The organism is Egicoccus sp. AB-alg2 (assembly GCF_041821065.1).
Lineage (GTDB): Bacteria > Actinomycetota > Nitriliruptoria > Nitriliruptorales > Nitriliruptoraceae > Egicoccus.
This window is the reverse complement of sequence record NZ_JBGUAX010000013.1, coordinates 55,995-80,993: the sequence shown is the minus strand read 5'-3', so window position 1 is coordinate 80,993 and position 24,999 is coordinate 55,995. Positions and strand designations below refer to the sequence as shown.

Genomic DNA, 24,999 nt, shown 5'->3' with positions numbered 1-24,999 from the left:
AACCGTCGCGCCGCGCTGCCGGCCCGGGGGAGCCAGCCGCGACCGCTGCGCGCAACCGCGACTGGACCACCTCGCCGCCCGCGCCCGACCGGTAGCGCCGACGCCGGCGATCGGTGCCGGGTCGTGCCACCGGACGGAGCGGAGGGGTGGGGTGGTCGCCGTCGCAGGGGCTATCTCGGAAGCGCCCCCACGGCGCGCACCGAGAGCGAGCGAAGCGACCCCCGCAGAGGCGACCACCCCATCCCCGGAGCGGGCGCGCACCGAGGGCGAGCGAAGCGACCCCTGCAGAGGCGACCGCCCCACCCCCGGAGCGGGCGCCCCACCCCGGCCGCTCCCGTCGCACGCCGATGCAAAGCGAAGGCGCCCGCCACGGTTGGCGGGCGTCTTCGTCGAAGGTGCGGTCGCTACTGGGCGATCGGGACGGGGAGATCCTCGGGTTCCTCGACCTGGTCGGCCAGGAGCCGCTTCTCGCGGAACTCGAGGCGGTCGAGCCAGAAGAGGCTGCCGAGGAAACCGATCAGCGACGCGATGGTCCACAGCGCCGATGGCAGCCAGCGCATGCCGGGGTCGAAGAACGAGAACCACGCCTCGGGCTCGCCGACCGGGATGGGCTCGCCGACCGGCACGCCGTCCCCGTCGACGAAGTTGGCGTAGGTCTGGAACTCGGCGGTGAGCACCCGCAGGCCGGTCTCCGGGTCGTCGGTGATCCTCGGGTCGTCGACCGGCTCGGCGGTGTAGAACGGGTTCGCGCGGAAGCTGTCCTCGGGCTGGACCTGGGCGACCTCTTCCTCGAGTGCGGAGCGGCGCTCGACACCGATCTGGGCCACGCCGTTCTCGTCGACGGGCAGGTACTGGTTCTGCATCTGCTCGACGGCGGCCTGGGTGCTACCGGTGAGGTTGGCGTAGGACGGCTCCTCGAGGATGTCCTCCTCGGCCATGTCCTGCAGCCCGAGGTACTCCTCGACGGTCACGAAGCCACCGGGGTCGTCGTCGGCGACGAAGAACTCGCTGCGCTCGGAGCCGGCCTCGAACGGATACCAGCGCTCCTGATAGTGCGCGTTGTTCTGCCCCGGCAGGTGGGTGACGCCGAGGTAGGGCGGGATGCCGGGCCCGCCGAACCACCAGAACAGGCCCAGCAGGAACCCGAACCCGAAGAAGGCCACGCCGTAGATGGCACCGGCCTTGCGCGCGCCGTAGTTGGACCACAGCAGCAGGTAGACCGAGCCACCGAAGAACAGCAGTCCGAGCGGCACGGCCAGCCAGGCGGCGGGGTGCGACGCCGGGATGGCCTCCTCGACGGCGAGGAGGGGTACCAGGGAGGTGAGCAGGTCGGTCATTCGTCGTCACCCTCCGGGCGGGGGTCCCCGCCGATCTGACCGAAGCGCGGGCCGCCGGTCTCCTGGAAGCCCTCGATGTGGTCGATGACCGCCTCGATGGCGTCGTCGGAGAGCACCCCGGCGAAGCTGGGCATGGGCGCCTTGCCGGGCACCAGGCGGCCGTTGAGCACCGCGTCGCGGACGACGGCGCGGGCCTGCTCGATCGATGCCTCGTCGCCCTCCTGGCCCCCGTAGCGCTCGAAGACGTTCAGGAGCTGCGGACCGACGTAGCCCTCACCGTTCTGGCCGTGGCAGCGGGCGCAGTTGGCGGCGAAGATGTCCTCGCCGGAGGCGCCCTCGAAGGCCTGCGCCTCGTCGACGGTGCCTTCCTCGGCCGTCACCTCGCCGGTCTGGACCGACAGGATGTAGGCGAGGAGCGCCTGGAGCTGCTGGTCGGAGTACTGGCCGCCCTCGCCGACACCGAACGCGGGCATCGGGGTCCCGGGCCGGCCGTTCTCCAGCGTCATGAGGATGAATCCGGCGACGTCGTCGACGATCTCCGAGCCCTCGTAGCGCGCCACGATGTTGTTCAGCGCCGGGGCGGGCCAGGGGGCTTCGATGTCCGGGTTGGGGTGCGGTGCGGAGCCACCCTCGAGGTTGGTGCCGTGGCAGGACGCGCAGGCCTCGGCGAACAGCGCCCGGCCGGCGGCGACGTCCTGCTCGTAGAACTCGTCGACCCGCTGGTTGATGCGGCCCGGCTCGATCAGCCAGTACAGCGGCAGGAACAGCGAGGCGAACACGGCCAGGGCGACGCCCCAGGCCATGGCCCGCTCCATGCCGGTCGTCTCGAGTTCTTCGTCCGAGTGGTACGGACGCATGGCGAGCGGGATGTCGCCGAGCCGCTGCGGGCCCTTCCTGCGACGCCCCGGGCCGACGACGAAGTAGGCCAGCGCGAACGCCGCCAGGGCACCGACGAGGATGACCATGGGGGCGTTGCCGCCGCTGCCGCCGCCTTCGGCGAGGATGAACAGACCAGGCATGGACGAACTCCGTGATGCTCAGGCGTCGACGCAGGACGGCCCCTCGGCCGACTGCTCGAGGGCGTTGGCCGTCCGGGCCGGGCCGGTGATGAGGTCGCCGAAGTCCACGACGAACACGCCGTCCTCGACCGTCGAGGCGTAGCGGTCCAGGCCGCGGGGAGCGGGACCGCCGGTCCACTCGCCGTACCGGTTGTAGCGCGAGCCGTGGCAGGGGCACTCGAACCACTGCGAGCTCTGGCACCACGGCACCGCGCACCCGAGGTGGGGGCACGCCTGGGTGTAGAGCGCCATGAGCCCGACGCTGCCGTCGTGGGCGTGGTCCTCGCCGTAGCTGCGCTCGGCCGTCGAGTTGGACGGGTCCCAGCGGACGATCGACAGGCCGCCCTCGGGCACGCGGAACGGGGCGCGCTCGCCCTCGATCTCCGCGGCGATCTCCGCGAACGAGCCGATCGGCACCTGCCCGGTGAGCTCGTCACCGGGCCGCGGCCACAGGAAACCCAGGGACGCCAGGGCGAAGCCGCCCAGGCCCGCGCTGGTGGCACCGATCAGGCCGTAGCGCAGGAAGGTGCGCCGTTCGACCGGCTGGAGCCGGCGCTTGTTGTCGTCTGCCATTGGTTCCTCGTCGTCTCTCGCCGCGTCGGGCGTGTGACGGCAGCGGGGTCAGAGGGTGAAGCCGAGGCCTTGCGTCCACGGCCAGACCCACTCGTAACCAGCGCCCCGCAGGAAGGAGCCGATGATCACGAGGATGCCCCAGAAGGTCATGAAGAAGGTGAAGGCCAGGTTGGCGACCTTGCGGTTCTCCGGGCGTGCGGAGGGGTTCTTGTCCAGGTACGGGATCGCCATGAGCAGCACGACCGCGACGCCGGGCAGGGTCACGCCGGCCACCATCGGGTGGAAGTAGCGCAGCAGTTCCTGCAGCCCCATGAAGTACCAGGGCGCCTTGTTGATGGCGGGCACCTCGTTGGGGTTGGCCAGCGAGCCGAGCGGCGCGTCGAGGAAGAACGACGCCACCAGCAACAGCGAACCGACGGCGAGCAGCGCGACGAACTCCACCAGTAGCAGGTGGGGCCAGGTGTAGACCTTGTCCATCTGCTTCGACTGCACCTGCTGGATGCCGGCGGGCGGCACCAGGGCGAGCAGGCGGTGGGTGTGCTGGCCGGAGGTCGGCACGCCGATCGAGGCGTCGCCGTTGCCGCCACCCAGCGAGGCCGCCACACGGGCAGAGCGCTCTTCGGGCGTGAGCCGGCCACCGCTGGTGCCGGCGTCGTCGGCGGCGGTCTTGGTGGCGACGCCGCCACCGCCGCTGCCCTGCGAGGAACGGAACTGCTCGAGCGCCTGCGAGGCCTGCTCGGCCGGACGCGGGCCGAGCGTCTGGCCCTCGGCGATCTTGGCCTTGCGGACCGAGGCGGCCTTCGCCTTCGCCCGGGCGATCCGCTCGGACGTGCCGCCGGCGATCAGGCGGTCGTAGACCTCCTGATCGATCTGCACCTCTTCGGACATGTCAGCCTCGTTCCTGCGCCTGGAGCCGAGTCGTGGCCACGATCACAGCGGGCCGGAGATGCCGCCGTCCTTGCGGATCCGCCAGAAGTGGACCGCGAGGAAGATGACGGTGATGAAGGGGATGAACAGCACGTGGAGCACGTACCAGCGCAGCAGGGTGCTGGGGCCGATGGTCACGCCGCCGAGCAGCACGAACTGCACCTGGTCACCGAAGACGGGCGTGTAGCCCATCATGTTGGTGCCGACCGTGACCGCCCACAGCGCCAGCTGGTCCCAGGGCAGCAGGTAGCCGGTGAAGGACAGCAGCAGGGTCAGCAGCAGCAGGATGACGCCGACGACCCAGTTGAACTCGCGCGGCGGCTTGTACGCACCGTGGTAGAAGACGCGCGCCATGTGGAGGAAGACGGTGAAGACCATGGCGTGCGCACCCCATCGATGGAGGTTGCGCACCAGGTTGCCGAAGGTCACCGACGCCGAGATGTCGCGCATGTTGGCGTACGCGATCTCCGTCCCGGCACCGGCCGCCGGCGTGTAGAAGAACATCAGGAAGATGCCGGTGATGGTGAGCAGGATGAACAGGAAGAAGCTCAGGCCACCGAGGCAGTAGGTGTAGGTCAGCTTCAGGCCGTGCCGCTTCACCTTCACGGGGTGCAGGTGGTAGAGCACGTTGTTCATCGCCGCGAGGGCACGGTCCCGCGAGGTGTCGCGGTAGCCCTTGCGGTAGATCGAGCCCGGCCGGAAGATGGACTTCCAGATCACGTTGTCCTGGACGTTGGCCTTGACGTCCGAGAAGCTGGGGGGCTTCCTCGCCACGTTCTCGTCCTCTTCTTCCTCGTCGGGCCCTCACCGGGCGTTCGTCGCCGGCTCGGGTCGGGTCGTCACACGTGCGGCGGTGCCGCTAGCCGTCCACGCGCCCGAGCCACAGGGCGTCGGACGGGCAGCGTTCCACGCAGATGGCGCAGCGCGTGCACTCGTTGTCGTCGATGATGAACACCGCGTGGGACTGCGACGCCAGCGTCATCAGCGACGGGCTGTCGGCGTCCTTCACGATGTTGGGAGACATCATGTAGATGCACTCCCACGGGCAGACGTCCTCGCAGGCGCGGCACAGGATGCACAGCTCGGGCGTCAACCCGATGTGCCGCTTGGGCTTGACGCGCTCCTGCAACCACTGCGGGTCGACCTGCTGGACGACGTAGTCGTCGAACATCAGTGGGTGTTCACCCTTGTCGGTCTTGCCCACGTCGTCCCTCCTTCCTCACGATCGTGCCGGTCCGGTGTCGGTGGATCAGTCGGTCACTTGTAGCCGCCGGCCTCGGGCTTGGTCTCGCCCGGCGCCAGGGTCTTCGGCAGCGACTTCTGCACCCGCAGGGCCAGCCAGCAGGTCAGCACGATGCCGATGATCATCATGGCGCCGACGACGCCCTCGGTGATGACGCCGTAGAGGTTGGAGGCGAGGTCGAGGCGGTACTCCTCGGAGACGTCGATCCCGGCGCTGGCCGGGATGATCGTGCCCGACAGGATGTTCTCGTTGGACTCGGTGAACTGGATCCACGCGTGCGGGATGACGCCGTGCAGCCACCACAGGAAGCTGCTGCCGGCCATCACGCCCATCGTGGCCGAGACCCACTCGCGCTTGCCGTAGGTCAGCTTGGCCAGCCACAGGGGGAGGATCATCAACGGGCCGACCCACAGCACCATGACGGCCAGGCCGACCCAGCCGCGACCGAGGTCGTACGGGTCGGCGAACTGGTAGGCCGCGCGCAGCGCGTCGGGCAGTGCCGCGCCGAACTCGCTGAACCACTCACCCACGTTGGATCTCCTTGCACCTCGACCGATGGTGTCCGGCCGTGGAACCCGCCGCCCGCGGCCTGCGGAGGCGTCCTCTCACGACCCCGTGACGCTCGGCGTGAGCGCCACGCCCACCTCCCGGAGCGACACCGCTCCGGGTGGAGCGAGGGCGCGCCCGGGCCCGCCCGTACAGGTGCATGCCGGCCGGGACCCGGAGGCTACCAATCGCCGGGAACCCCGAACAAACGACCGGGGCGGCGTGAGCGGCCAGTCGGACCGTCACAACGCGGCGGCCACCTCGGCAGCCGCGGCGACGGCCCGGTCGACGTCGGCGTCGGTCAGTGCCGTGGACGTGAACAGCACCTCGTAGCCGGACGGGGCCAGGTAGATCCCGCGGTCGAGCATGCCGTGGAAGAACCGTGCGTAGCGGGCGTGGTCGGCGGCCGCGACGTCTTCGTAGCGGGTCGGGGACGTGTCGGCGAACAGCACCCCGGCGAGCGTCGCGTGACGCGTCACCTGGGCCCCGACCCCTGCCTCGGCGAAGGCCTTGCGCAGGCCGTCGACGAGCCGGGTCGTGACCTCGTCGAGGCGGGCGTAGACGGCGTCGTCGAGCAGCCGCAGCTGCGCGAGCCCGGCCGCCACCGCGACCGGGTTCCCCGACAGCGTGCCGGCCTGGTAGACGGGGCCGGCCGGCGCGAGGTGGTCCATCACGTCGGCACGGCCACCGAAGGCGGCCAGCGGGAACCCGCCACCGACGACCTTGCCGAGCACCGTGATGTCGGGCGTGACGCCGTGCAGTTCCTGGGCGCCGCCGCGCGCGACCCGGAACCCGCTGATGACCTCGTCGAAGACCAGCACGGCACCCGACGCGTCGGCCTGCTCGCGCAGGAAGGCGAGGAAGCCCTCGGCGGGCGGGACGAGGTTCATGTTGGCCGGCACCGGCTCGCACAGGATCGCGGCGAGGTCGTCACCGTGGGCGGCGACGGCGGCCGCGACCGCCTCGCGGTCGTTCCAGGGCACCAGCACGGTGTCGGCCGCGGCGCCGTCAGTGACGCCGGGGCTGCCGGGGATGCCGAGGGTCGCCACCCCCGACCCGGCCGCGACCAGCAGGGCGTCGGAGTGGCCGTGGTAGTGGCCGACGAACTTCAGCAGCTTGCTGCGACCGGTCGCACCGCGGGCCAGCCGGATGGCGGACATGCCGGCTTCGGTGCCCGAGTTGACCAGCCGCACCTTCTCGACCGACGGGACCGCGTCGACGATCGCCTCCGCCAGGGCGACCTCACCCTCGGTCGGGGCACCGAACGACGAGCCGCGCCCGATCGCGTCCACGGCCGCGCGGCGTACCTCGTCTCGGACGTGCCCGAACAGCAGCGGGCCCCACGAGTTGACGAGGTCGAGGTAGCGGTTGCCGTCGGCGTCGACCAGCTCGGCGCCCTCGCCGGCCGCGATGAAGCGTGGCACGCCGCCCACGCTGTCGAAGGCCCGCACGGGCGAGTTCACCCCACCCGGGATGACGGTGCGGGCGCGGTCGAACAGGCGCTGAGAGGTCTGGGTGCCCATGGCGGACTCCTGGGACGGCAGAGGTGGCGCACGCGCAGGATGCCGGCGCCCGGGATTCGTCACCGAGGCTAGCGGGAGGTCGCCCGGCCGATCCGCGCTCACGGGACCCGTCGGATTAGCCTGCCGTCCCGATGGGTGCACGTCGGGCGTTGCGGCTCGCGGGGCTGACCGGTTCGGCCGCGCTGCTCGCCGCTGCCGGTGGTGCGACCTGGTACTACGCCGGGCGGGTGACCGAGCCCCCGCACCGCCGACCGGTGATGCCACTCGACCGGGACCGCGTCGAGGTGCACGACCTCGGCGACGGCCACCTGCACCTGATTGGCAGCGATGCCGCACGGGCGGGCTGGTGGGGCCTGCGCTGGGACGAGGGATACGCGCGGGTCGGTCCGGCCGTCTCGGTCGACGGGCCTGGCGCCGTGCGGCCGGTCGAGTTGCGCGCCGGTGCCGTGCCCGACGCCGGCGCCGCGGCGCTGTTCGACCCGTGGGCGACGCCGACCGACCCGGGCCTGCTGGGCCTGCCGGTCGAGGAGGTGGTCGTCGACGGGCCGATCGGGCCGCTGCCCGCCTGGTGGTTCCCGGCCGACCGGACGCAGGACCGCGCCCTGACCGCCGTGCTGGTCCATGGACGCAGCGGCACCCGCGCGGAGACCTTGCGCCACGTCACCCCGATGGTGCGGCGGGGGGTGTCCGTACTGGTGACCGCCTACCGCAACGACACCGAGGGCCCGCCGAGCCCGGACGGTCGCTCGCACCTCGGCGCCACGGAATGGGAGGACGTGGAGGCGGCGGGCCGGTGGGCGCTGGCCAACGGCGCCCGCCGCCTCGTGCTGGCGGGCCTGTCCATGGGCGGTGCCTGCGTCGCCGAGGTGCTGCGCCGGTCGGAGCTGCACGACCGGGTCGCGGGCGTCCTGCTGGAGGCGCCGGTCCTGGACTGGGGACCGGTCCTGCGCAGCGCTGCCGTCCAGCGCGGGCTGCCGGCGGCGACACTGCCGCTGTTGCTGCCGCCGACGATGGCGCTGGCCGGGGCGCGTGCCCGGATCGACTGGCGCTCGCTGGGATCGTTCGCGGACCTCGCCGAGGTGCCGCTGCTGCTCATCCATGGCGACCGGGATGCGACCGTGCCGGTGGAGCTGGCCGACGCGCTGGCCGAGGCGCTGCCGGACCTGGTCACGTACCTCCGTGTCGACGGCGCCGGTCACCTCACCGCCTGGAACGTCGCCCGCGCCGAGGTGGAGGCCGCCGTCGCGACGTTCCTCGACGCGCTGGCGGCCTGAGCCGGTCCCAGCTAGGGGCGGACACCTTCGAAGATGACGTTGTCGGCCACCTCGCGGCCCTTGGCGAGGTCGTCGGTCGACGCGACCGTCCAGGTCACCAGCACGCCGCCGGTCGCTCGCCACGCGTCGGTCGCCGTGTTGGGCAGCCCCTGCAGGTCGTAGGAGATGGCGTGCGGGGCGACCGCGACCACGTCCTTGAGCTCCGACAGGCGCCGCTGGACGAGCGCGGGGAGCCGCGGGTCGAGTTGGGCCGTGGCGGTGAGCACCCGCACGGCGTCCGGTCGGTTGCGCCGGAACCAGCGCACGGTGGCGGGGTTGAAGCTCGCGACGCACGCGGGACCGTCGTGGTCGTCGAGGACTTCGGCGACGGCCCGCTCCAGCCGACCGGCGCGCAACCTCGACGACTTGACCTCGACCATCGCCGGTGCGCCGTCGAGGGCCTCCAGCGCCTCGGCCAGGGTCGGGACCACCTCGTCGGTCGCCGTGCCGTCCGCGGCGCGGAGCCGCAGCTCGCGCAGCTGCGCCAGGTCGAGCTCGCCGACCCGCCGCGCGGCCCCGGTCAGGCGGGTCAGCACGGGGTCGTGCACGACGACGGGGGTGCCGTCGCGGGCCAGCATGACGTCCAGCTCCACCCCGTAGCCGGCCGCGGCCGCGGCGCGGAACGCGGCCAGCGAGTTCTCCGGCACGCCGTCGCCGTGCAGGCCGCGGTGGGCCAGCGGGGTGTCGGACAGCCAGGCGGGGGCCTTGCCGGGCGTCATGCCCCGGCGCCCGTCGCCAGCTCGATCGCGGCGTACGTGAGCACGAGGTCGGCGCCGGCCCGCCGGATCGAGGTGACGGCCTCGCGCATGGCGCGTGGGCCGTCGATCCAGCCGCGCTCGGCGGCGGCGTGCAGCATCGCGTACTCACCGGACACCTGGTAGGCCGCAATGGGCAGGTCGAACACCTCGCGGGCGTCGGCGATGACGTCGAGGTAGGCCAGGGCCGGCTTGACCATCAGCACGTCGGCGCCCTCGTCGGCGTCGGCGGCTAGCTCCAGCATCGCCTCGCGCCGGTTGGCTGGGTCCATCTGGTGACTGGCCCGGTCGCCGCCCTGCATGGTGGACTCGGCCGCCTCGCGGAACGGGCCGTAGAACGCCGACGCGTACTTGGCCGCGTAGGCGACCAGCGCCACCTCCTCGAAGCCCTTGGCGTCCAGGCCGGCACGGATCGCGGCGACCTGCCCGTCCATCATCCCCGACGGCGCGACCACGTCGACGCCGGCGTCGGCGTAGGCCAGCGCGTCGCGGACGTAGGCCTCCACGGCGGCGTCGTTGACGACCTGCCCGCGGGCGTCGAGCGGGCCGCAGTGGCCGTGGTCGGTGTATTCGCACTGGCAGACGTCGGCCCACAGCACCAGGTCGTCGCCGAGGGCTTCCCGCAGGGCCCGGGCCGCGCGCGGCACCGGCCCCTGCGGGTCCCAGCCGCCGGAACCCTGCGCGTCCTTCGTGGCGGGGATGCCGAAGAGGATGATCCCGCCGACGCCGACGTCCACGGCCTGACGGGCGAGGTCGACGGCGGAGGCGACGTCGTGCTGGGCGACGCCGGGCATGGAGCCGATCGGCTGGGCGCCCTGGACGCCGTCCTTGACGAACACCGGCAGGACGAGTTGCGCCGGGTCGATGCGGGTCTCGGCGAAGGCGCGACGCAGTGCGGGTGTTCGGCGCAGTCGCCGCAGGCGGCTCTCGGGGAAGGGCACGGACGACCTCGACGGGCAACGATGGGGACGCCGCGAGTGTAGGAGCCGCCGTCGTGCCCGGTCAGCCGCGCCCGTCGCGCCACAGCTTCCAGGCGGCCGCCACGGCCGTCGCTGCCACGCCGTAGGCCGCGACCCGTTGCGCGTCGGCCCCGCCGGCGTCCCTGGCCGGCCCCGTCGGGGACGTGCCGGAAGCCGCGGGCGTGCGAGGCGCCGCGGTCGGCGGGCGGGTCCCCGAGGCGTGCCGGCCCGCGGCGGTCGGCGCCGTCGTCGCCGCAGCGCCCGATCTGGCCGACGTGGGGCTCGCCGGTGCCGCCGGTTCGGCGAGCGCGGCCGTCGGTGCGCGGCCGGCCGCGACGTCCTCGCGCACCGGCCGGTTGCCCGCGACGACGCTGGGCAGCTGCACGGTGGTGGTGTGCGCCGCGGCGACGCCCTCGGCCTCCGCGTCCGACGGGGTGTCCTGGACGTCCTTCGCGTCGACGACCGGCACGCCGTGGGTCTCCGGCGAGACGAGGATCCCCCGCCGCTTCTCGGTCAGCAGGGCGTTGAGCTCCGCCCCGTAGAGGTAGAGCCGGCCGGCGAGGTAGAGCAGGAGCAGCAGCGCGATGATGCCCCCGAACGCGCCGTAGAGGGCGTTGGCGTCCTCGGCCTGGTTGCTGACGTAGGCCGCACCGGCGATCTTCAGCGCCGCCCAGCCGAGCGCGCCGAGCGCCGCGCCGGGCAGCAGTCGCCGCAGCCCGAGCTCCGAGGTCGGCGAGAACATCCGGTAGGCGGTCAGGAACAGCAGCAGGTCCAGCGGGTAGGTCACCAGCAGGGCGACCGGGGTGGCCGCCCAGCCGGGCAGGTCGAGGAAGCCGACGACGCTGGACGCGCCGGCGGCGACCAGCGCGACGATGCCCAGCACCGGCAGCGCGACGACCTGCAGCACCTTGCCCTTCGCGCCGCTGGGCAGCGCACCACGGAACACCATCGTGGTGGCGACCATCGCGGAGTTGATCACCTTCAGACCGGTGAGCAGCAGGAACACGAACCCGAGGCCGGCGAGTTGGCCGCGGTTCTCCACCACCGTCTGCACGAACCCCTCGGCGCCCTGGCCGGTGGCGTCGAGCGCCGCCTCCAGCCCGGGCACCGCCTGGGTGAGGGTCCGGGCGATCTCCGCCTGGTCGCCCGGGTCCTGGAACACGAACCCGGCCACGCCGATGGCCAGAAGCAGCAGCGGGACCAGCGAGAGGAAGCCGAACAGGGCGATGGCGGCGGCGAACTGGTCGGCCGCGTCGAGCCGGTAGCGCTGCTGCATGCGCAACGCCGTGCCGATCACGGGCGTCGACTCCAGCCGGTCCTTGAGTCCCACGGTGTCGCCTCCCGCCCCGTCACGAGGGAAGATTAGGAGCCGTCCCACCCTCCGGATCGGGACGAAGGGTCAGCACCCCCGACCGGCACCGCAGGCACGGCTCGACGCGGGCCGGCGCTGACGGTTCGGGACGGACACCGACCGGCAGCCACCAACCGCTCGGCGCGGGCCGGTGCTGACGGTTCGGCTCAGGACCCGCTACCGGAACGCACGAACGGCTACGAGGAAGCACCGGCAGCAAGAACGAGCGCGTCGACGAGGCCGTCGAGGTCGTGCGGGTCGGCCTCGACGGTGACCGGGACGCCGAGCTCCCGGCAGGTGCGTGACGTGACGGGGCCGATCGAGACGACCGCGCCCTGCCACGGACGGTCGCCGACGAGGGTGACGAAGTTGCGCACCGTCGAGGAGGACGCGAAGGCCAGCAGGTCGATGCGGCCGGCGGCGAGGTCGTCGAGCACGGCGTCGGGCAGCGCGTCGGGCAGGACGGTGCGGTAGGCGGTGACCTCGACCGGCTGATAGCCCTTGTCGTCCAGCAACGTGTGCAGGATCGGGCTGGCGATGTCGGCGCGCGGCAGCAGGGCACGGCCGGATCCGGGCGGGATCGCCGCACCGAGCGCCTCGGTGGTGGCCGTGCCGGGCACGAGGTCGGCGCGCACGCGCAGCCGGTCCCACAGGCGCCCGGCCGTGCCGGGTCCGACGCAGGCGACCAGCGCGGCGCCGGCGAACGCGCGCGCGTCCAGGCCGTCGTCCTCCATCGCGTCGGCGACGGCGTCGACGCCGTTGGGCGAGGTCAGGCACACGACCGTGAACGCCCCGTCGGCGAGGTCGTGCAGGGCGGCCCGCAGCGCGCCGATGTCGCCGTCCTCGATCTGCAGGACGGGCGCCTCGACGGGTTCGCCGCCCAGGGCCCGCACCCGCTCGGAGAGGGCGGACGCCTGCGCGCGCGAGCGGGCGACGAGCACCCGTCGGCCCGCCAGTGGACCCGTCGCCTCGGCGGTCATGGCGTCTGCTGGCGGAGGCGTTCGAGCACCTGCTGCCCGCCGGCCTCCAGCAGCGTGGCGGCCATCACCCGGCCGAGCAGGGTCGGCTCGTCGGCGGCGGTCTCGTGCGAGGCGCGGTACAGCCGCGTGCCGGACGGGTCGGACAGCATGCCGAGCAGCTCGAGCCGGTCCTGGCCCGAGGGTCCCGGCAGCAGCGAGGCGTGGGCGCCGATCGGTGCGGTGCAGCCGCCCTGCAGTTGCAGCAACAGCTCGCGCTCTGCGGTGACCTCGGTGCGGGTGGCGGGATGGTCGATCCGGCGCAGGGCCTTGCGGGTGGCGGCGTCGTCGACGCGGCACTCGATGGCCAGCGCGCCCTGGGCGGGCGCGTGCAGCACCTCGCCGTGTTCGAGCGGCACCACCGTCAGGTCGAAGCCCTGCGGTTGCAGGCGCAGCAGGCCGGCCAGCGCCAGCACGACGCCGTCGACCTCGCCGCTGACGACCTTGCCCAAACGAGTCTCCAGGTTCCCCCGGATCGGCTGGACCAGGACGTCGCGGCGGGCCTTCTGCAACTGGGCCTTGCGCCGCGGCGAGGAGGTGCCGAGGGTGACGGGACGGTCGCGCGGCAGGTCGGCGAGGCGGTGGCCGGCCCGGGTCACCAGGGCGTCGCGCGGGTCGACGCGCTGCGGCACCGCACCGATGGTGAGCCCGTCGGCCGGCTCGGTCGGCAGGTCCTTGTAGGAGTGCACGACGAGATGGCAGTCGCCCGCGAGCACGGCCCGCCGGGTCGAGTCGACGAACAGGCCCTTGGAGTCGAAGGCCTCGAGCGCACGGTCGGGGTGCTCGTCGCCGGTGGTCGCCATCGGCACGAGCTCGAAGGGACGGCCGGTGGCCTCCTGGAGCGCCGCGCCGACGTGCCGCGCCTGGGTCTGTGCCAGCGCGGAGCGACGGGTCGCGATCCGCCAGGGACCGCCGTCGGGGGCGACGGCCACGTTCAGGCGTCCGCGTCGGGCTCGTCGAGCCCGAACAGGTCGCGCAGCGCGTCGGCGTGGGCCTCGGCGCCGGTGCGGTCGGCCAGTTCCTTCAACCGGACCGTCGGCGCGTGCAGCAGCGTGTTGACGATGCCGCGGGTGAGCGCCTCCACGGCCTCGCGCTGGCGGTCGTCGAGGCTGGACAGCTTGCCGGAGAGCCGGTCGAGCTCGGCCGCGCGGACCTGCTCGGCGGTGCGGCGCAGGTCACGGATCGTGGGCTCGACCTCGCTGGCGCGGGTCCAGGCCAGGAAGCGCTCGGCCTCCTCGTCGACGATTCGGCGGGCGGCGGCGACGACCTCGCCCGTGACGCCACGGTCGGCGACCTCGCGCACGTCGGCGATGTCGACCACCTCGACGCCCGGCACGTCGTGGCAGGCCGGGTCGACGTTGCGTGGCATGGCGAGGTCGAGCAGTACCAGCGGTCGCGCGGCGCCGTCGGCCGCGTCGTGGCCGGCGCGGCGCTCCTGCACGGCGGCGAGGACGAGGTCCAGGTCGAGCACGGGCTCCGGCGCGCCGGTCGTGCACACCACGAGGTCGGCGGTGGCGAGCGCGGTGGCCAGCCCGGTGGGCGCCACGACCTGTCCCCCGGTGCGCAGCGCCAGGCGGCGGGCCTTGTCCTCCGAGCGGTTCCACACGTCGACCTGGCCGGCGGACTCGTCGGCGAGCCGGCGTGCCGTCAGCCCGCCCATCTTGCCGGCGCCGACCAGCAGCACCCGGCGGCCGGCGAGCGGGGCGCCAAGGCGCTGGGCGGCGACGTCCAGCCCGACGTCGACCATCGACGACGCACCGCGCGAGATGGCCGTGTCGCTGCGCACCCGGCGGCCGACGCGGACGGCCTGGCGGAACAGCCGCTGCAGGACCCGGCGGGCCGTGCCCTCCTCGCGGGCGGTCTCCATCGCCTGCTTGACCTGCATGGCGATCTGCCGCTCGCCCACGACCATCGAGTCGATGCCGCCGGCGACCGCGAACAGGTGCGCCGCGGCCCGGTCGTCGTGGTAGCTGTACTGCAGCTCGTCGAGGTCCTGCGGGTGGATGTCACCGCGCTCCGCGAGCCAGCCGCGCAGCTCCTGCAGGCCCGGGTGGAAGCGGGTCACGGACGCGTAGATCTCCACGCGGTTGCAGGTGGAGAGCACCACCGCTTCCTGGACGTGGTCGAGCGCCGTCAGCGACTTCAGCGCCTTGGGCAGCTCCTCGGCGGGCACGGCGAGCCGTTCCAGCAGCGGCAGAGAGGCGCTGCGGTGGTTGCACCCGACGACGAGGAGGGACATGGGCCCGATCGGTTCGGCGAAACGCGCGGACGAGACGGCACACGGCCGTGCCGGAAAGAGACGACGCGGCAGGCTGCACGCCCGCGCGTCCCCGTGGCCGTCGAGCGTACCCGTCGGCGCTACCCACGACCAATGCCGGGGAGCCGCCGCGCGGCGGGCCGCGCGGTCGGTCAGCTGGCGGCCTGGGTGACCTGGGCGAGCTGCTCGTAGAACGACAGGATCTGCAGCTCGGTGGACAGGTCCACGGTCCGTACCGTGACGTCGTCGGGGACCTCGAGGTGGACCGGCGCGAAGTTGAGGAGCGCGGTCACACCCGCCGCGACGGCCAGGTCGGCGACCGTCTGCGACCGCGCCGCCGGCGTGGTCAGCACCGCGATGGTGATGCCACGCTCGCGCACCAGCCGCGGCAGGTCGTCGACCGGCTGCACGACGTGGCCGCCGACCTCGGTGCCGATCTTGTCCGGGTCGGCGTCGACCAGGGCCTCGACCCGGAAGCCGCGGCGGGTGAAGCCGTCGTAGCTGGCCAGCGCCCGGCCGAGGTTGCCGATGCCGACGATGACGACGGGACGGTCGTCGGTCAGCCCGAGGACGGTCGAGATCTCCGTGGTCAGCTCGGCCACCGCGTAGCCGACGCCGCGGGTGCCGTACGTGCCGAGGAACGACAGGTCCTTGCGCACCTTGGCCGAGGTGAGGCCCGACGCCTTGGCGAGGTCGTCGGACGAGAGCGTGTGCTGGCCGGCGTCGGCGGCCTCCACGAGGACCTGGAGGTAGAGCGGCAGCCGTGCCACCGTCGCCTCGGGGATCCGTCGGTGCGACTCCGCCACCTCGTCCTCCTCGGCCGCGCCCGTCCGGGTCTCGAGCGGGCGCGCAAGAGGCTACGTGGCGGCCCTGATACGGCCAATTCGGACGTCCGTCCCGGTGCGTCAGCCGCCCCGGCGTCCGCGGCCCGCCGCGTCGCGAACAGCGGCGCGGACGGCCGCGCGCACCGTGCCGGGTGCCACCTCGAGCTCGGCCACCTCGACGCCGTCAACGACCACCACCGGCACGCGCACGCCGTAGCGGCGCACGAGGTCCTCGTCGCCGTCGACGTCGACGTGGCGGATCGTGGCGCGCCTGGCCTCGCGGGCGACCAGGGCCTCGGCGCGATGGCACAGCCCACAGCTGGCGCGGGTGTAGACGACCACCTCGGGACGGTGGCGGGCGGCGAAGGGTGACAGCGGCATGGCCGCGCAGCCTACGGCGGCAGCGATCGGTCAGGTGCGGGCGCGCAGCTCGGTCTTGCGGATCTTGCCGGTCGAGGTGACCGGCAGCGGCCCGAACACCACGCGTTTGGGGACCTTGAAGCCGGCGAGCTGGCGGCGGACGTGCGCGACGACCTCGACGCCGGTCAGCGTGGCGCCGTCACGCACCTCGACGTGTGCGACCGGCACCTCGCCCCACCGCTCGTCGGGCGCCCCGACCACGGCGACGGCCCGCACCGCCGGGTGGGAGGCGATCGCGTTCTCCACCTCGATGGAGGAGATGTTCTCGCCGCCGCTGACGATCAGGTCCTTGGCGCGGTCGCGGATCTCCAGGTAGCCGTCCGGGTGGACCACCGCGAGGTCGCCCGTGTGGAACCACCCGCCCGAGAAGGCGCGTTCGGTCGCCGCCTCGTCGCCGAGGTAGCCGGCCATCACCGTGTTCGAGCGCACGACGATCTCGCCGATCGTGGTGGCGTCGGCGGGCACGTGGCGCAGGTCGGCGTCGACGACCCGCACGTCGTGGACGTTGACGGTGCGGACCCCCTGCCGGGCGAGCTTCGCCGCGAGGTCGTCGCGGCCGAGCCGTTCCCAGCCGGGCTGACGCTCGCAGATGAGCGACGGCCCGTACGTCTCCGTGAGCCCGTAGAGGTGCAGCACCTCGACACCGAGGTCGCCCAGCCGTTCCAGGACGCTGGGCGAGGGCGGCGCACCGCCGGTGGCGGCGTGCACCGGCTGCGCGAAGCGCCGGTCACCGGCGGCGTCGGCCAGCGCGTTCAACACGACCGGCGCCCCACACAGGTGCGTGACGCCGCGCTGTTCGATCACGTCGAGCGCCTCCGCCGCGTCGAACCGCAGCGTGCCGACGTGGGTCGCCGAGGCCGCGGTCACCGCCCAGGTGAAGCACCAGCCGTTGCAGTGGAACATCGGCAGCGTCCACAGATAGACCGCCTGCGGCGACAGACCGAACTGCAGCGCCTGGCCGGTGGCGTTGAGGTAGGCGCCGCGATGGGTGTAGACCGCGCCCTTGGGCGTGCCGGTCGTGCCGGAGGTGTAGTTGATTGCGATCGGCTGGTCCTCGTCGTCGGGAAGTCCCAGCCGGACCGCCGCGGGCAACGGGGCGTCCGCCAGCCACGACTCGTAGTCGCCAGCCGGAGCGGCAGACGTCCCGGGGTCGCCGATCACCACCAGCCGCTCGAGCGTGTCGGGCAGGCCGCCGAGGTCGCCCAGCGCCGGCACCAGCGACGCGTCCACGACCAGCACACGACAGCCGGCGTGGCCGAGGATCCCGGCGTACTCCGGTGCAGCCAGTCGGACGTTGAGGGCCACCAGCGCCGCGCCGGACGCCGGCACCCCGTAATGGGCCTCCAGCAGCGGCAGGTCGTTGGGGGCCAGCACGGCGACCGTGTCACCGCGCCCGATGCCGGAGGCCCGCAGCGCCGCGGCGAGCCGGACGGCGCGATCGCGCATGGTGGCCCAACTCACCTCGGTGCGGTCGGACCGGACGAAGCCGGTGCGATCCGGGAAGACGTCGGCGTTGCGGTCCAGGAACCCGAGCGGGCTCAGCGGGACCCGGTTCGCCGCCGGCGCGGTCATGGCCGCTCACGCCCCCGCAGTTCGCGCCGCCGCACCTTGCCCGTGGCCGTGGCAGGCAGTGCCTCGACCACCTCGAAACGGGTCGGGCACTTGTAGCGCGCCAGATTGGCGCGACACAGGTCGCCGAGGTGGTCGCTGTCGACCTGCCCGCGCCGCGGGACGACGTAGGCGACGACCGTCTCGCCGGTGAGCGGGTGCTCGGCCCCCACCACGGCGGCGTCGAGCACCTCGTCGTCCTCGAGCAGGACCCGCTCGACCTCCCGCGGGTAGACGTTGAAGCCGTTGACGATGATCAGGTCGCGCTTGCGGTCGACGAGGTACAGGTAGCCGTCCTGGTCACGCGTGGCGACGTCGCCGGTCCGCAGCCAGCCGTCCGTGGTCAGGACCTCGGCGGTGGCGTCAGGGTCGCTCCAGTAGCCCTGGAACACGTTGGGGCCGCGCACCCACACCTCGCCGGGATCGCCCTCGGCCACGTCGTGGCCCGTGTCGTCGACCAGGCGCACCTCCACGCCGGGCAGCGGCAGGCCGACCGAGCCGGCCCGGGGGGCGTCGCCCATGGCGTTGCTCGTGACGCTGGGTGACGCCTCGGTGAGCCCGTAGCCCTCCTCGATGGTGACACCGGTGAGCGCCGCGAACCCTTCCAGCGCCGCAGGCGGCAGCGGCGCGGCGCCGGAGACCGCCAGCCGCAGTGCGGGCAGGCGCACGTCGTCGAGGTGGCCGCCGCGCAGCCAGGCGACGTACATGCCCGGCGCGCCCAGCACGACCGTGACGTCGTGGTCGACCATGGCCCGCAGGGTCACGTCGGGGTCGAAGCGCTCCACCAGCACCAGGGTGGCACCGACCGACATGGCGGCGCCCAGGCCGACGTTGAACGAGTAGATGTGCGCCAGTGGCAGCACCAGCAGCACCACGTCGTCGGGACCGACCTCGAAACGGCCGGCCAGCGACTGGTCCTGGTTGGCGGCGAGGTTGCCGCGCGAGAGCATCGCCCCGCGGGGGCGGCCGGTGGTGCCCGAGGTGTAGACGATGGCGGCCAGGTCGTCGGGGCGACGGTCCGCGACGCGGGGACGCCCATCGCGGGAGACCAGGGCGTCCCAGTCGTCGTGGCCCTCGAGGTGGGCGCCGGCGGCCGGGATCACCTGCAGGCCGTCGAGGTCGGCCGCGAGCGCGGCGACGTCGGCGACACGCTCGGGGCCGACCACGGCGACGCTGGCGCCGCTGTCCGCGAGGGCGTGGCGCAGTTCGTCGGGCGCCAGACCGGGCAGCAACGGGACCAGGATGGCGCCGGCGCGCAGGACCGCGGCGGCCACCTCGACGAACGCGGGGGTGGTGCCGGCGACCAGCGCGACCCGGTCACCGGGCGCGACCCCGAGGGCCTGCAGGGCGGCCGTGCCGGCGTCGACCCGGGCATGCAGCTCGCCGTAGGTGAGGCGGCCGCCGTCCCAGACCAGCGCCGGGTGGTCGGGCCGCTGCGTCGCCGTCATTCGCAGGCGGGCGGCGACGTCGACGGGCGGCACCGATCCGTCCGTGGGCGCGCCGTCCGGGGCCGCGCTGTCGTGAGCGCTGTCGGGGGCGACGTCGTTCGCAGCCGCCTCGTCCGGGGCGGCGTCGTTCGCGGTGGCGGTGCCCGGGGCGCGGTCCGGGAGGCCGCCGACGGTCGCGCCGTCGGCCGCCGTGTCCCTGTCGGCGTCCACCACCCCGCCCCTCCTGACCGGATTCGACTGGCCGTGGTCCGCGAAGCCTAGGAACCGGCCGCGGGCGCCGAATCGTCCTCGTGGACGAAAGCGCACCGGTCGAGGCGTGCCCCCGCAGGTCCGGAAGGGGGCGGGGGCGCGGTGGCTACGCTCCGGCGACATGCGCCTGCTCGCCTCCACCGGTCCGTTGTTCGCCCGTCCCCTGGACTGGGCGCTGGCCGTCGTGGCCGAGGCCGGCTACGACGGCGTGGAGCTGATGGTCACGCAGGACCCGGCCACGCAGGACGCCGAGCGGGTGGCCGCGGCCGCAGCGACCGAAGGCGCCGCGATCCCGGTCGTGCACGGCCCCTTCCTGCTGCTCACGCGCCGGGTCTTCGGGACCGACCTGGTGACGAAGGCCCGCCGCTCGCTGGAATTGGCGGGCGAACTCGACGCGGACCTGATGATCGTGCACCCGCCGTTCCGCTGGCAGCGCGATTTCCATTCGTGGCTGCTGAAGGAGGGCGACGCGGAGGCCGAGGAGCATGGCACTCGGCTGGGGGTGGAGAACCTCTATCCGGTGTCGGTCGCCGGTCGCCCGGTCCGGTTCCACCGCTACACCGAGCCGGCGCACCTGCGCCCGTTCCAGCACGTCGTGCTCGACACCAGCCACTTCGGCGTCGCCGGGGTGGACATCACCGAGGCCTACCGGCACCTGCGCGACCAGGCCGTCCACCTGCACGTCTCCGACAACCGCGGCGGCGGGCGCGACAGCCACGCGCCCCTCGGGCACGGCCGGCTGCCGCTGGCGTCGTTCCTGCACACGGTGGGCAAGGACGCGAAGGCTCCTGGCGGGCCGCACGCCTCGATCACCCTGGAGTTGGACTGCCGGCGCTACCTCGACGACCGCAGCGCCCTGGTGGGCTACCTGCGACAGGAACGCGAGAAGTGCCTGGCCCTGCTCGAGGGCGCCTCCTCCGAGGAGGTGCTGGGACGACCCGACCTCGTGCAGGTCGCACCCGGCCTCGACGAGGACGACCCCGACCAGCCGACCGTCCCACCGGTGCCCTGAGCGGTCGTCTCCGCGGCGGATCGTGCCGGGCACGACGTCGGTGGCCCAACGAACTAGGCAAGACGTCCCGATCTCCGCTTGACTAACGACCGAGTCGAGGGTTGTCAGGCACGGCCTCTACCCTCGGCCAACGCGACAGCGGCGCCGGGACGCCGCTCGTGCGGTCGACCGGGAGGGCGCGGCGTGCGTGGCGGGACGTCAGTGGCGCTGATCGTCCTGTTGACGATCATCGTCATCGCGGCGGTCGTCCAACTGGTGCAGGCCGGCGGTCTGTGAGCGCAACCGCCGGCACCGAGGAGGCACTCGACCCGCAGGTCGTGGACCTCGTCTCGCGCGCCCAGGACGGCGATGCCCAGGCGTTCGCCGACCTCTACGACCGCTATGTCGACCAGACCTTCGCCTACGTGTACCGGCGCGTCGGGCACCGCCAGCTCGCCGAGGACCTGGTCGGCGACGTGTTCCTGCGCGCCTACCGGCGGCTGTCGAGCTTCGAGTGGCAGGGCGTCGACCTCGGCGCATGGATCATGACGATCGCCCGCAACCGGGTCCACGACCACTTCAAGTCGGCTCGCTTCCGCCTCGAGCGCCCGACGGACGAGGTCCGTGACGACCCGACGCCCACGGGCCCGGACGACCCCGAGCGGGTGGCCGTGGGCAAGGACCTCGCCCGCGCGCTCGGGGCCGCGCTGGCGCGGCTCAAGGACGACCACCGCGAGGTGATCGAGCTGCGCTTCGTCCACGACCTGTCGGTTGCGGACACCGCGGCCGTGCTCGAGCGGTCGATCGGCGCCACGAAGGCCCTGCAGTACCGGGCGCTCAGGGCCTTGGCCGCCGAGGTGGCCGATCACCCGGAACTGGCGAAGCTGGCCGCGGCCGGGCTCGGCGGGCTGCTGGCGCTGCTCCGGATGGTGCCGCTGTGAGCGCGCGCGGCGCGGCAGCCGCACGGGGCCGCACCCGCCCCATGGACTGCTCGTTGACGTCGATGTCAACACGACAGGTCCGCCCGTGATGCCCCGCCGCCACGCCCGCGAGGTCGAGCAGCTCGCCGCGCTGCTCGACGGGTCGCGTGCGCCCGCGGAGGTCGGGCGCGAGGCACGGCGCCTCGGGGCGCTCGCGACCGCGGTCGCCGAACGCGACGCGCTTCCCGCGGTCACGCTGACCGAGGACCGGCGCGCCGCGATGCGCGACCGACTGCTGGCCGACATCGCCGAGCTCGACCGCGCGCCCGAGGCGGCCAGGACGCCGGTCCTCGCCCCGGTCCGCGAGCGGCTCGCCGGCGCGGCCCGCTCCGCACGCGTCGGCCTGGCGACCGGACTCGCGGCCGCCATGGTCGGCACCACCGGTGTCGCCTTCGCCGCCCAGGAGGCCCTGCCCGGCGACGCCCTCTACCGGATCAAGCAGATCACGGAGTCCACCCGCCTCTCGCTGGCCGGGGACGTCGCCCAGCAAGGCCGCCTGCAGCTGCGCTTCGCCGAGGAGCGGCTCGAAGAGGTCGCCACCGGCTACGACCGCATCGGCAGTGCCCGGCTGGTGACCGCCCTGCAGGAGATGGACGAGCGCTCGCTTGCCGGCGCCGAGGCCCTGCTCGCAGAGGCCGAGCGCACCGGTGACGGCCAGCTGATCCTGGAGGTCGACGCCTTCACCGAGCGCCAGGCCGTCCGCATCATCGAGATCTACGGCGAGCTGCCGGCCGACGTGCGCCCGCACGTGGAGGACTCGCTCGGGGTGCTGCGTCGCATCCGTCTCGAGCTGCTGTTCCCCGCCCTGCAGGCCTGCGACTGCGTCGAGCTCGCGGGCGCGGTCGTCGCCCCCCTGAGCGACGGTGCGAGCCTGGGCGAGCGGCTGCGCTCCGCGGCGCTCCCCGTCCCGACCCCGTCGCTGGAGTTGTCGACGCTGGCCGACGGGTTGAGCGAGCTCGAGGCAGCGGCGGTGGAGCGGGTCGAGCGCGCCGTCGAGCGCGTCACCCCGCAGCCTGACGGAGCCGGGGGGCAGGAGAAAACGTCGGACGCCGGCGGCGGGACCGTCGGGCGCGTCACCGACGGGGTCGGCGACGCCGTCGAGGACACCACCGGACGCGTCGGCAGCACGGTCGGACGCACCACCGGCGAGGTCGGCGGGGTGGTCGACGACGTCACGGGCGGCACGGTCGGCGGGAACGTCGGCAGCGTCGGTGAGGACGTCGGCGGCGTCGTCGAGGACGTGGGCAGCAGCGTCGGCGACGTCGTCCGCGACCCGGGCAAGGTCGTGCGCGACCCGGCGGGCACCGTCGGCGGTGTCGTCGACGACGTGGCGGATGGGGTCGGCGACGCGGCCGACAGCGTCGGCGACACGGTCGGCGGGGTCACCGGCGGTCTCCGCGACGGTCTGGGCGGCCTCGGAGGCGGCTGAGCCGACCGCTGCGTCGGTCGGTTCTGAGTGTCGGACGACAGGCGTCGGTCGGTGCGGCCAGCTGCGCGATCGTCGCGCGTCGTCGCGCGGTCGCCTACCCGTGCGTACCTCCTGGGTTGTGCGCTCGTTGACCGCAGCGAACGACCGGGCGCTCGCGGCCCGGTGACGACGAACCGTCGGATCGGGAGGAGCCGGGGGATGACCAGGGGTGTGTGGCGGCGGACGGCCGCCGTGGCGGTGGCTGGCCTGCTGCTGTTGGGTGGGACCGGCGTCGCCGCGGCACAGCCCGCCGACCTCGGCGACCTGGAGGAGCTCCTCGACCCCGCACAGGTCGAGGACCTGCTCGGTGATCTCGATCCCGCCGAGCTGCAGCAGCTCCTCGACGCGCTCCGGGACGGCGGCGGCAGCGACCTGCCACAGCCGCTTCAGGACCTGCTCGAGCAGCTGCGAGGGCTGCTGGGCGACGACGCCCCGGACGCGTCCGAGGACGGCGGCGACGAAGGGGCCGACGCTTCGCCCGGCGGTGCTGGCGGTGCCGGCGGCGCGGTCACTCCCGAGACCGGCGTGGGCGGCTTCGCGGCCTACGCGGAGGCGAACGGCACCACGGTGTGCGTTGGCCTGCCCGCCGCACTGGCCGACGGCCTCGCGCCCGTGCTCGAGGGGCTGGGCATCGCCGGCAGCTGCGAGCTCGGCGAGGTCACCACGACCGGCATCCGCATCGACCTCGGCAAGGCTGAGGCCGAGCTGCGTCGGGCGGCCGCCGGCGAGGACGTGGACGCCGACGCGCGCGCCTTCGTGACCAACCTGCTGCTCGCCGCCGAGGCCGCGGACCAGCCCGGCGCCTGTCAGGGCGGACCGATGGACGTCGAGCTACCTCCCGGCGACACGCCGGTGATCAACCTCACGCTGCTGGGCGTCGACTGCGCCGCGGACGACGCACGGGCTTTCGCCGACGTACAGATCGCCGGGGCCGACATCCGGTTGGGCAACCTGATCGCGCTCGGACTGCCCGCCGAGCTGCGCGACGCCGTCGGCCAGGTCGTGGACGCGCTGAACGAACAGCTGCTGGCCCAGCTACAGCCCGCCCTGTGCGACGTGACCGATCCCGTGATCGAACAGCTGCTCGGCGGCGGGTCGCTGTGCGAGGACGACCCCGAGGGGACGCGCTCGATCCTGCAGCTGCGCAACCCGCTGGAGGTCGACGTCCCGTTGCTGGACCTCGGGCTCGTGGGTGCGACGGCCGAGGTCGTGCAGGACGGCACGTCCGTGACGGCGACGGCCACCTCGACCCTCGCGGGCCTCAACGCGTTGGGGATCGCGTGTGTCGGGGGCGACGGCACCGCCCCGTTCACGTTCTCCTCGACGGCCACGACGGACGGAACCGAGGCCTCGCGTTCCGCGTCGGTCGTCGACCTGCAGCTGCGCAGCTGCCCGCAGGAGCAGAGCCTGCTGCGGCTGATCGCGACCGAGGGCCCGCTGGGGGACATCGCCGTGCTGGAGCGCGTCGTGCAGCAGGACCTGCTCGACGGCCAGCTCGACCCGGTGTTCGACGCGATCGACGAGTTGCTCGACGCCCTGACCACGCAGGCCATCACACAGGGCGAGGCCTACACCGGCGAGGTGGACGGGGCCGGAACCTCGGCCGGCACGACCCCGTTCGTCATCGCGGCGAGCCTGCCGCTGGCAGGTCTGCCGGGCCTCGGCGACGTCGCCGGCGACATCGCGGTGGTCGTCCACGCCAACGAGACCCGCGTCGGCGTCAACGCCGCGCCGGCCGCGCCGGACGACGACCCGGAGATCGTCCCGACGGCGGTCGAGCCCCCCGACGAGCCGCTCCCCCACACCGGCGCCGGCCTCGGCGGCGCCCTCGGCCTCCTCGCCCTCGCAACCGCCCTCCTCCTCCACCGCCGACGCTGACCAGACCAGGAGTCGAGTTCCCGGCCGTCGGGGGCGGGGTGAGGCTGCGACTGACGGGGAGGCGGAGCGGAGGGTGCGGCGGTCGCCGTAGCAGGGGCTATCTCGGAAGCGCCCCCGGGGCGCGCCCCGAGAGCGAGCGAAGCGCCCCCTGCGCAGGCGACCGCCGCAGCCCGGAGCGGTCGGGTGCCGCGGCCCGGAGCGGTCGGGTGCCGCGGCCCGGAGCGGTCGGGTGCCGCAGCCCGGAGCGGTCGGGTGCCGCGGCCCGGAGCGGTCGG

Annotated in this window: 23 protein-coding genes; 5 read left to right on the top strand and 18 right to left on the bottom strand. The window is 73.7% G+C overall.

Annotated elements, in window-relative coordinates:
- Positions 1-404: 404 nt before the first annotated feature.
- The 8 genes from ACERM0_RS21015 to hemL all read right to left on the bottom strand — a co-directional run bounded on the left by ACERM0_RS21015 (position 405) and on the right by hemL (position 7,207).
- The gene (locus ACERM0_RS21015; RefSeq protein WP_373680602.1) at positions 405-1,337 is read right to left on the bottom strand and encodes a hypothetical protein; all 933 of its coding nucleotides are present in this window, start codon (positions 1,335-1,337) and stop codon (positions 405-407) included.
- A complete protein-coding gene (locus ACERM0_RS21010; RefSeq protein WP_373680601.1) occupies positions 1,334-2,356 on the bottom strand; it encodes a c-type cytochrome in 1,023 nt (340 codons plus the stop codon). The genes ACERM0_RS21015 and ACERM0_RS21010 overlap by 4 nt, the downstream gene beginning before the upstream one ends.
- Positions 2,357-2,374: 18 nt before the next feature.
- Positions 2,375-2,968: a ubiquinol-cytochrome c reductase iron-sulfur subunit gene (locus tag ACERM0_RS21005; RefSeq protein WP_373680600.1), complete on the bottom strand. Its 594-nt coding sequence runs from the start codon at positions 2,966-2,968 to the stop codon at positions 2,375-2,377.
- A 48-nt stretch (positions 2,969-3,016) separates the two neighbouring features.
- Positions 3,017-3,856 carry a menaquinol-cytochrome c reductase cytochrome b subunit gene (locus ACERM0_RS21000; protein WP_373680599.1) on the bottom strand — a complete coding sequence of 280 codons (840 nt, stop codon included), beginning with the start codon at positions 3,854-3,856 and terminating at the stop codon, positions 3,017-3,019.
- A gap of 42 nt (positions 3,857-3,898) precedes the next feature.
- The gene (gene extP / locus ACERM0_RS20995) at positions 3,899-4,669 is read right to left on the bottom strand and encodes a selenite/tellurite reduction operon b-type cytochrome ExtP (RefSeq protein ID WP_373680598.1); all 771 of its coding nucleotides are present in this window, start codon (positions 4,667-4,669) and stop codon (positions 3,899-3,901) included.
- Positions 4,670-4,754: 85 nt separating this feature from the next.
- A complete protein-coding gene (locus ACERM0_RS20990) occupies positions 4,755-5,099 on the bottom strand; it encodes an NADH-quinone oxidoreductase subunit I (protein WP_373680597.1) in 345 nt (114 codons plus the stop codon).
- Between the two features lie 53 nt (positions 5,100-5,152).
- Entirely contained in the window at positions 5,153-5,668 is a 516-nt protein-coding gene (locus ACERM0_RS20985; protein ID WP_373680596.1) for a hypothetical protein, read from the bottom strand.
- Between the two features lie 258 nt (positions 5,669-5,926).
- On the bottom strand, positions 5,927-7,207 hold the full coding sequence (gene hemL / locus ACERM0_RS20980; RefSeq protein ID WP_373680595.1) for a glutamate-1-semialdehyde 2,1-aminomutase: 1,281 nt from the start codon (positions 7,205-7,207) through the stop codon (positions 5,927-5,929).
- Between the two features lie 131 nt (positions 7,208-7,338).
- On the opposite strand from hemL, the gene ACERM0_RS20975 reads away from it, so the two are divergent.
- Positions 7,339-8,481: an alpha/beta hydrolase family protein gene (locus ACERM0_RS20975; RefSeq protein WP_373680594.1), complete on the top strand. Its 1,143-nt coding sequence runs from the start codon at positions 7,339-7,341 to the stop codon at positions 8,479-8,481.
- An 11-nt stretch (positions 8,482-8,492) separates the two neighbouring features.
- Here ACERM0_RS20975 and ACERM0_RS20970 read toward each other — a convergent pair whose 3' ends face one another.
- The 10 genes from ACERM0_RS20970 to ACERM0_RS20925 all read right to left on the bottom strand — a co-directional run bounded on the left by ACERM0_RS20970 (position 8,493) and on the right by ACERM0_RS20925 (position 19,368).
- Positions 8,493-9,239, bottom strand: a complete 747-nt coding sequence (locus tag ACERM0_RS20970) for a glycerophosphodiester phosphodiesterase family protein (protein WP_373680593.1) — start codon at positions 9,237-9,239, stop codon at positions 8,493-8,495.
- Positions 9,236-10,216 (bottom strand): porphobilinogen synthase, encoded by a 981-nt coding sequence (gene hemB, locus ACERM0_RS20965; protein WP_373680592.1) that lies wholly within the window; start codon positions 10,214-10,216, stop codon positions 9,236-9,238. Before hemB ends, ACERM0_RS20970 begins: the two co-directional genes overlap by 4 nt.
- A gap of 61 nt (positions 10,217-10,277) precedes the next feature.
- The gene (locus ACERM0_RS20960) at positions 10,278-11,564 is read right to left on the bottom strand and encodes a YhjD/YihY/BrkB family envelope integrity protein (RefSeq protein WP_373680591.1); all 1,287 of its coding nucleotides are present in this window, start codon (positions 11,562-11,564) and stop codon (positions 10,278-10,280) included.
- A gap of 218 nt (positions 11,565-11,782) precedes the next feature.
- On the bottom strand, positions 11,783-12,565 hold the full coding sequence (locus tag ACERM0_RS20955) for a uroporphyrinogen-III synthase (protein WP_373680590.1): 783 nt from the start codon (positions 12,563-12,565) through the stop codon (positions 11,783-11,785).
- Positions 12,562-13,533 (bottom strand): hydroxymethylbilane synthase, encoded by a 972-nt coding sequence (hemC, locus tag ACERM0_RS20950; protein WP_373680589.1) that lies wholly within the window; start codon positions 13,531-13,533, stop codon positions 12,562-12,564. The genes ACERM0_RS20955 and hemC overlap by 4 nt, the downstream gene beginning before the upstream one ends.
- A 2-nt stretch (positions 13,534-13,535) precedes the next feature.
- A complete protein-coding gene (locus ACERM0_RS20945) occupies positions 13,536-14,840 on the bottom strand; it encodes a glutamyl-tRNA reductase (protein WP_373680588.1) in 1,305 nt (434 codons plus the stop codon).
- A 170-nt stretch (positions 14,841-15,010) separates the two neighbouring features.
- Positions 15,011-15,664: a redox-sensing transcriptional repressor Rex gene (locus ACERM0_RS20940; RefSeq protein WP_373680587.1), complete on the bottom strand. Its 654-nt coding sequence runs from the start codon at positions 15,662-15,664 to the stop codon at positions 15,011-15,013.
- A gap of 99 nt (positions 15,665-15,763) precedes the next feature.
- Positions 15,764-16,063: a glutaredoxin family protein gene (locus ACERM0_RS20935; RefSeq protein ID WP_373680586.1), complete on the bottom strand. Its 300-nt coding sequence runs from the start codon at positions 16,061-16,063 to the stop codon at positions 15,764-15,766.
- Between the two features lie 30 nt (positions 16,064-16,093).
- A complete protein-coding gene (locus ACERM0_RS20930; protein ID WP_373680585.1) occupies positions 16,094-17,674 on the bottom strand; it encodes an AMP-binding protein in 1,581 nt (526 codons plus the stop codon).
- Entirely contained in the window at positions 17,671-19,368 is a 1,698-nt protein-coding gene (locus ACERM0_RS20925) for an AMP-binding protein (RefSeq protein WP_373680584.1), read from the bottom strand. Before ACERM0_RS20925 ends, ACERM0_RS20930 begins: the two co-directional genes overlap by 4 nt.
- A 160-nt stretch (positions 19,369-19,528) precedes the next feature.
- Between ACERM0_RS20925 and ACERM0_RS20920 the strand changes: the two genes are divergently transcribed.
- The 4 genes from ACERM0_RS20920 (at position 19,529) to ACERM0_RS20905 (ending at position 24,724) form a co-directional block, all read left to right on the top strand.
- Complete coding sequence (locus ACERM0_RS20920; RefSeq protein ID WP_373680583.1) at positions 19,529-20,419, top strand: sugar phosphate isomerase/epimerase family protein; 891 nt, start codon at positions 19,529-19,531, stop codon at positions 20,417-20,419.
- A 272-nt stretch (positions 20,420-20,691) separates the two neighbouring features.
- Positions 20,692-21,339 carry a sigma-70 family RNA polymerase sigma factor gene (locus tag ACERM0_RS20915; protein WP_373680582.1) on the top strand — a complete coding sequence of 216 codons (648 nt, stop codon included), beginning with the start codon at positions 20,692-20,694 and terminating at the stop codon, positions 21,337-21,339.
- An 88-nt stretch (positions 21,340-21,427) separates the two neighbouring features.
- Complete coding sequence (locus tag ACERM0_RS20910) at positions 21,428-22,807, top strand: DUF5667 domain-containing protein (protein WP_373680581.1); 1,380 nt, start codon at positions 21,428-21,430, stop codon at positions 22,805-22,807.
- Positions 22,808-23,005: 198 nt separating this feature from the next.
- Positions 23,006-24,724: a hypothetical protein gene (locus ACERM0_RS20905; RefSeq protein WP_373680580.1), complete on the top strand. Its 1,719-nt coding sequence runs from the start codon at positions 23,006-23,008 to the stop codon at positions 24,722-24,724.
- Positions 24,725-24,999 lie beyond the last annotated feature (275 nt).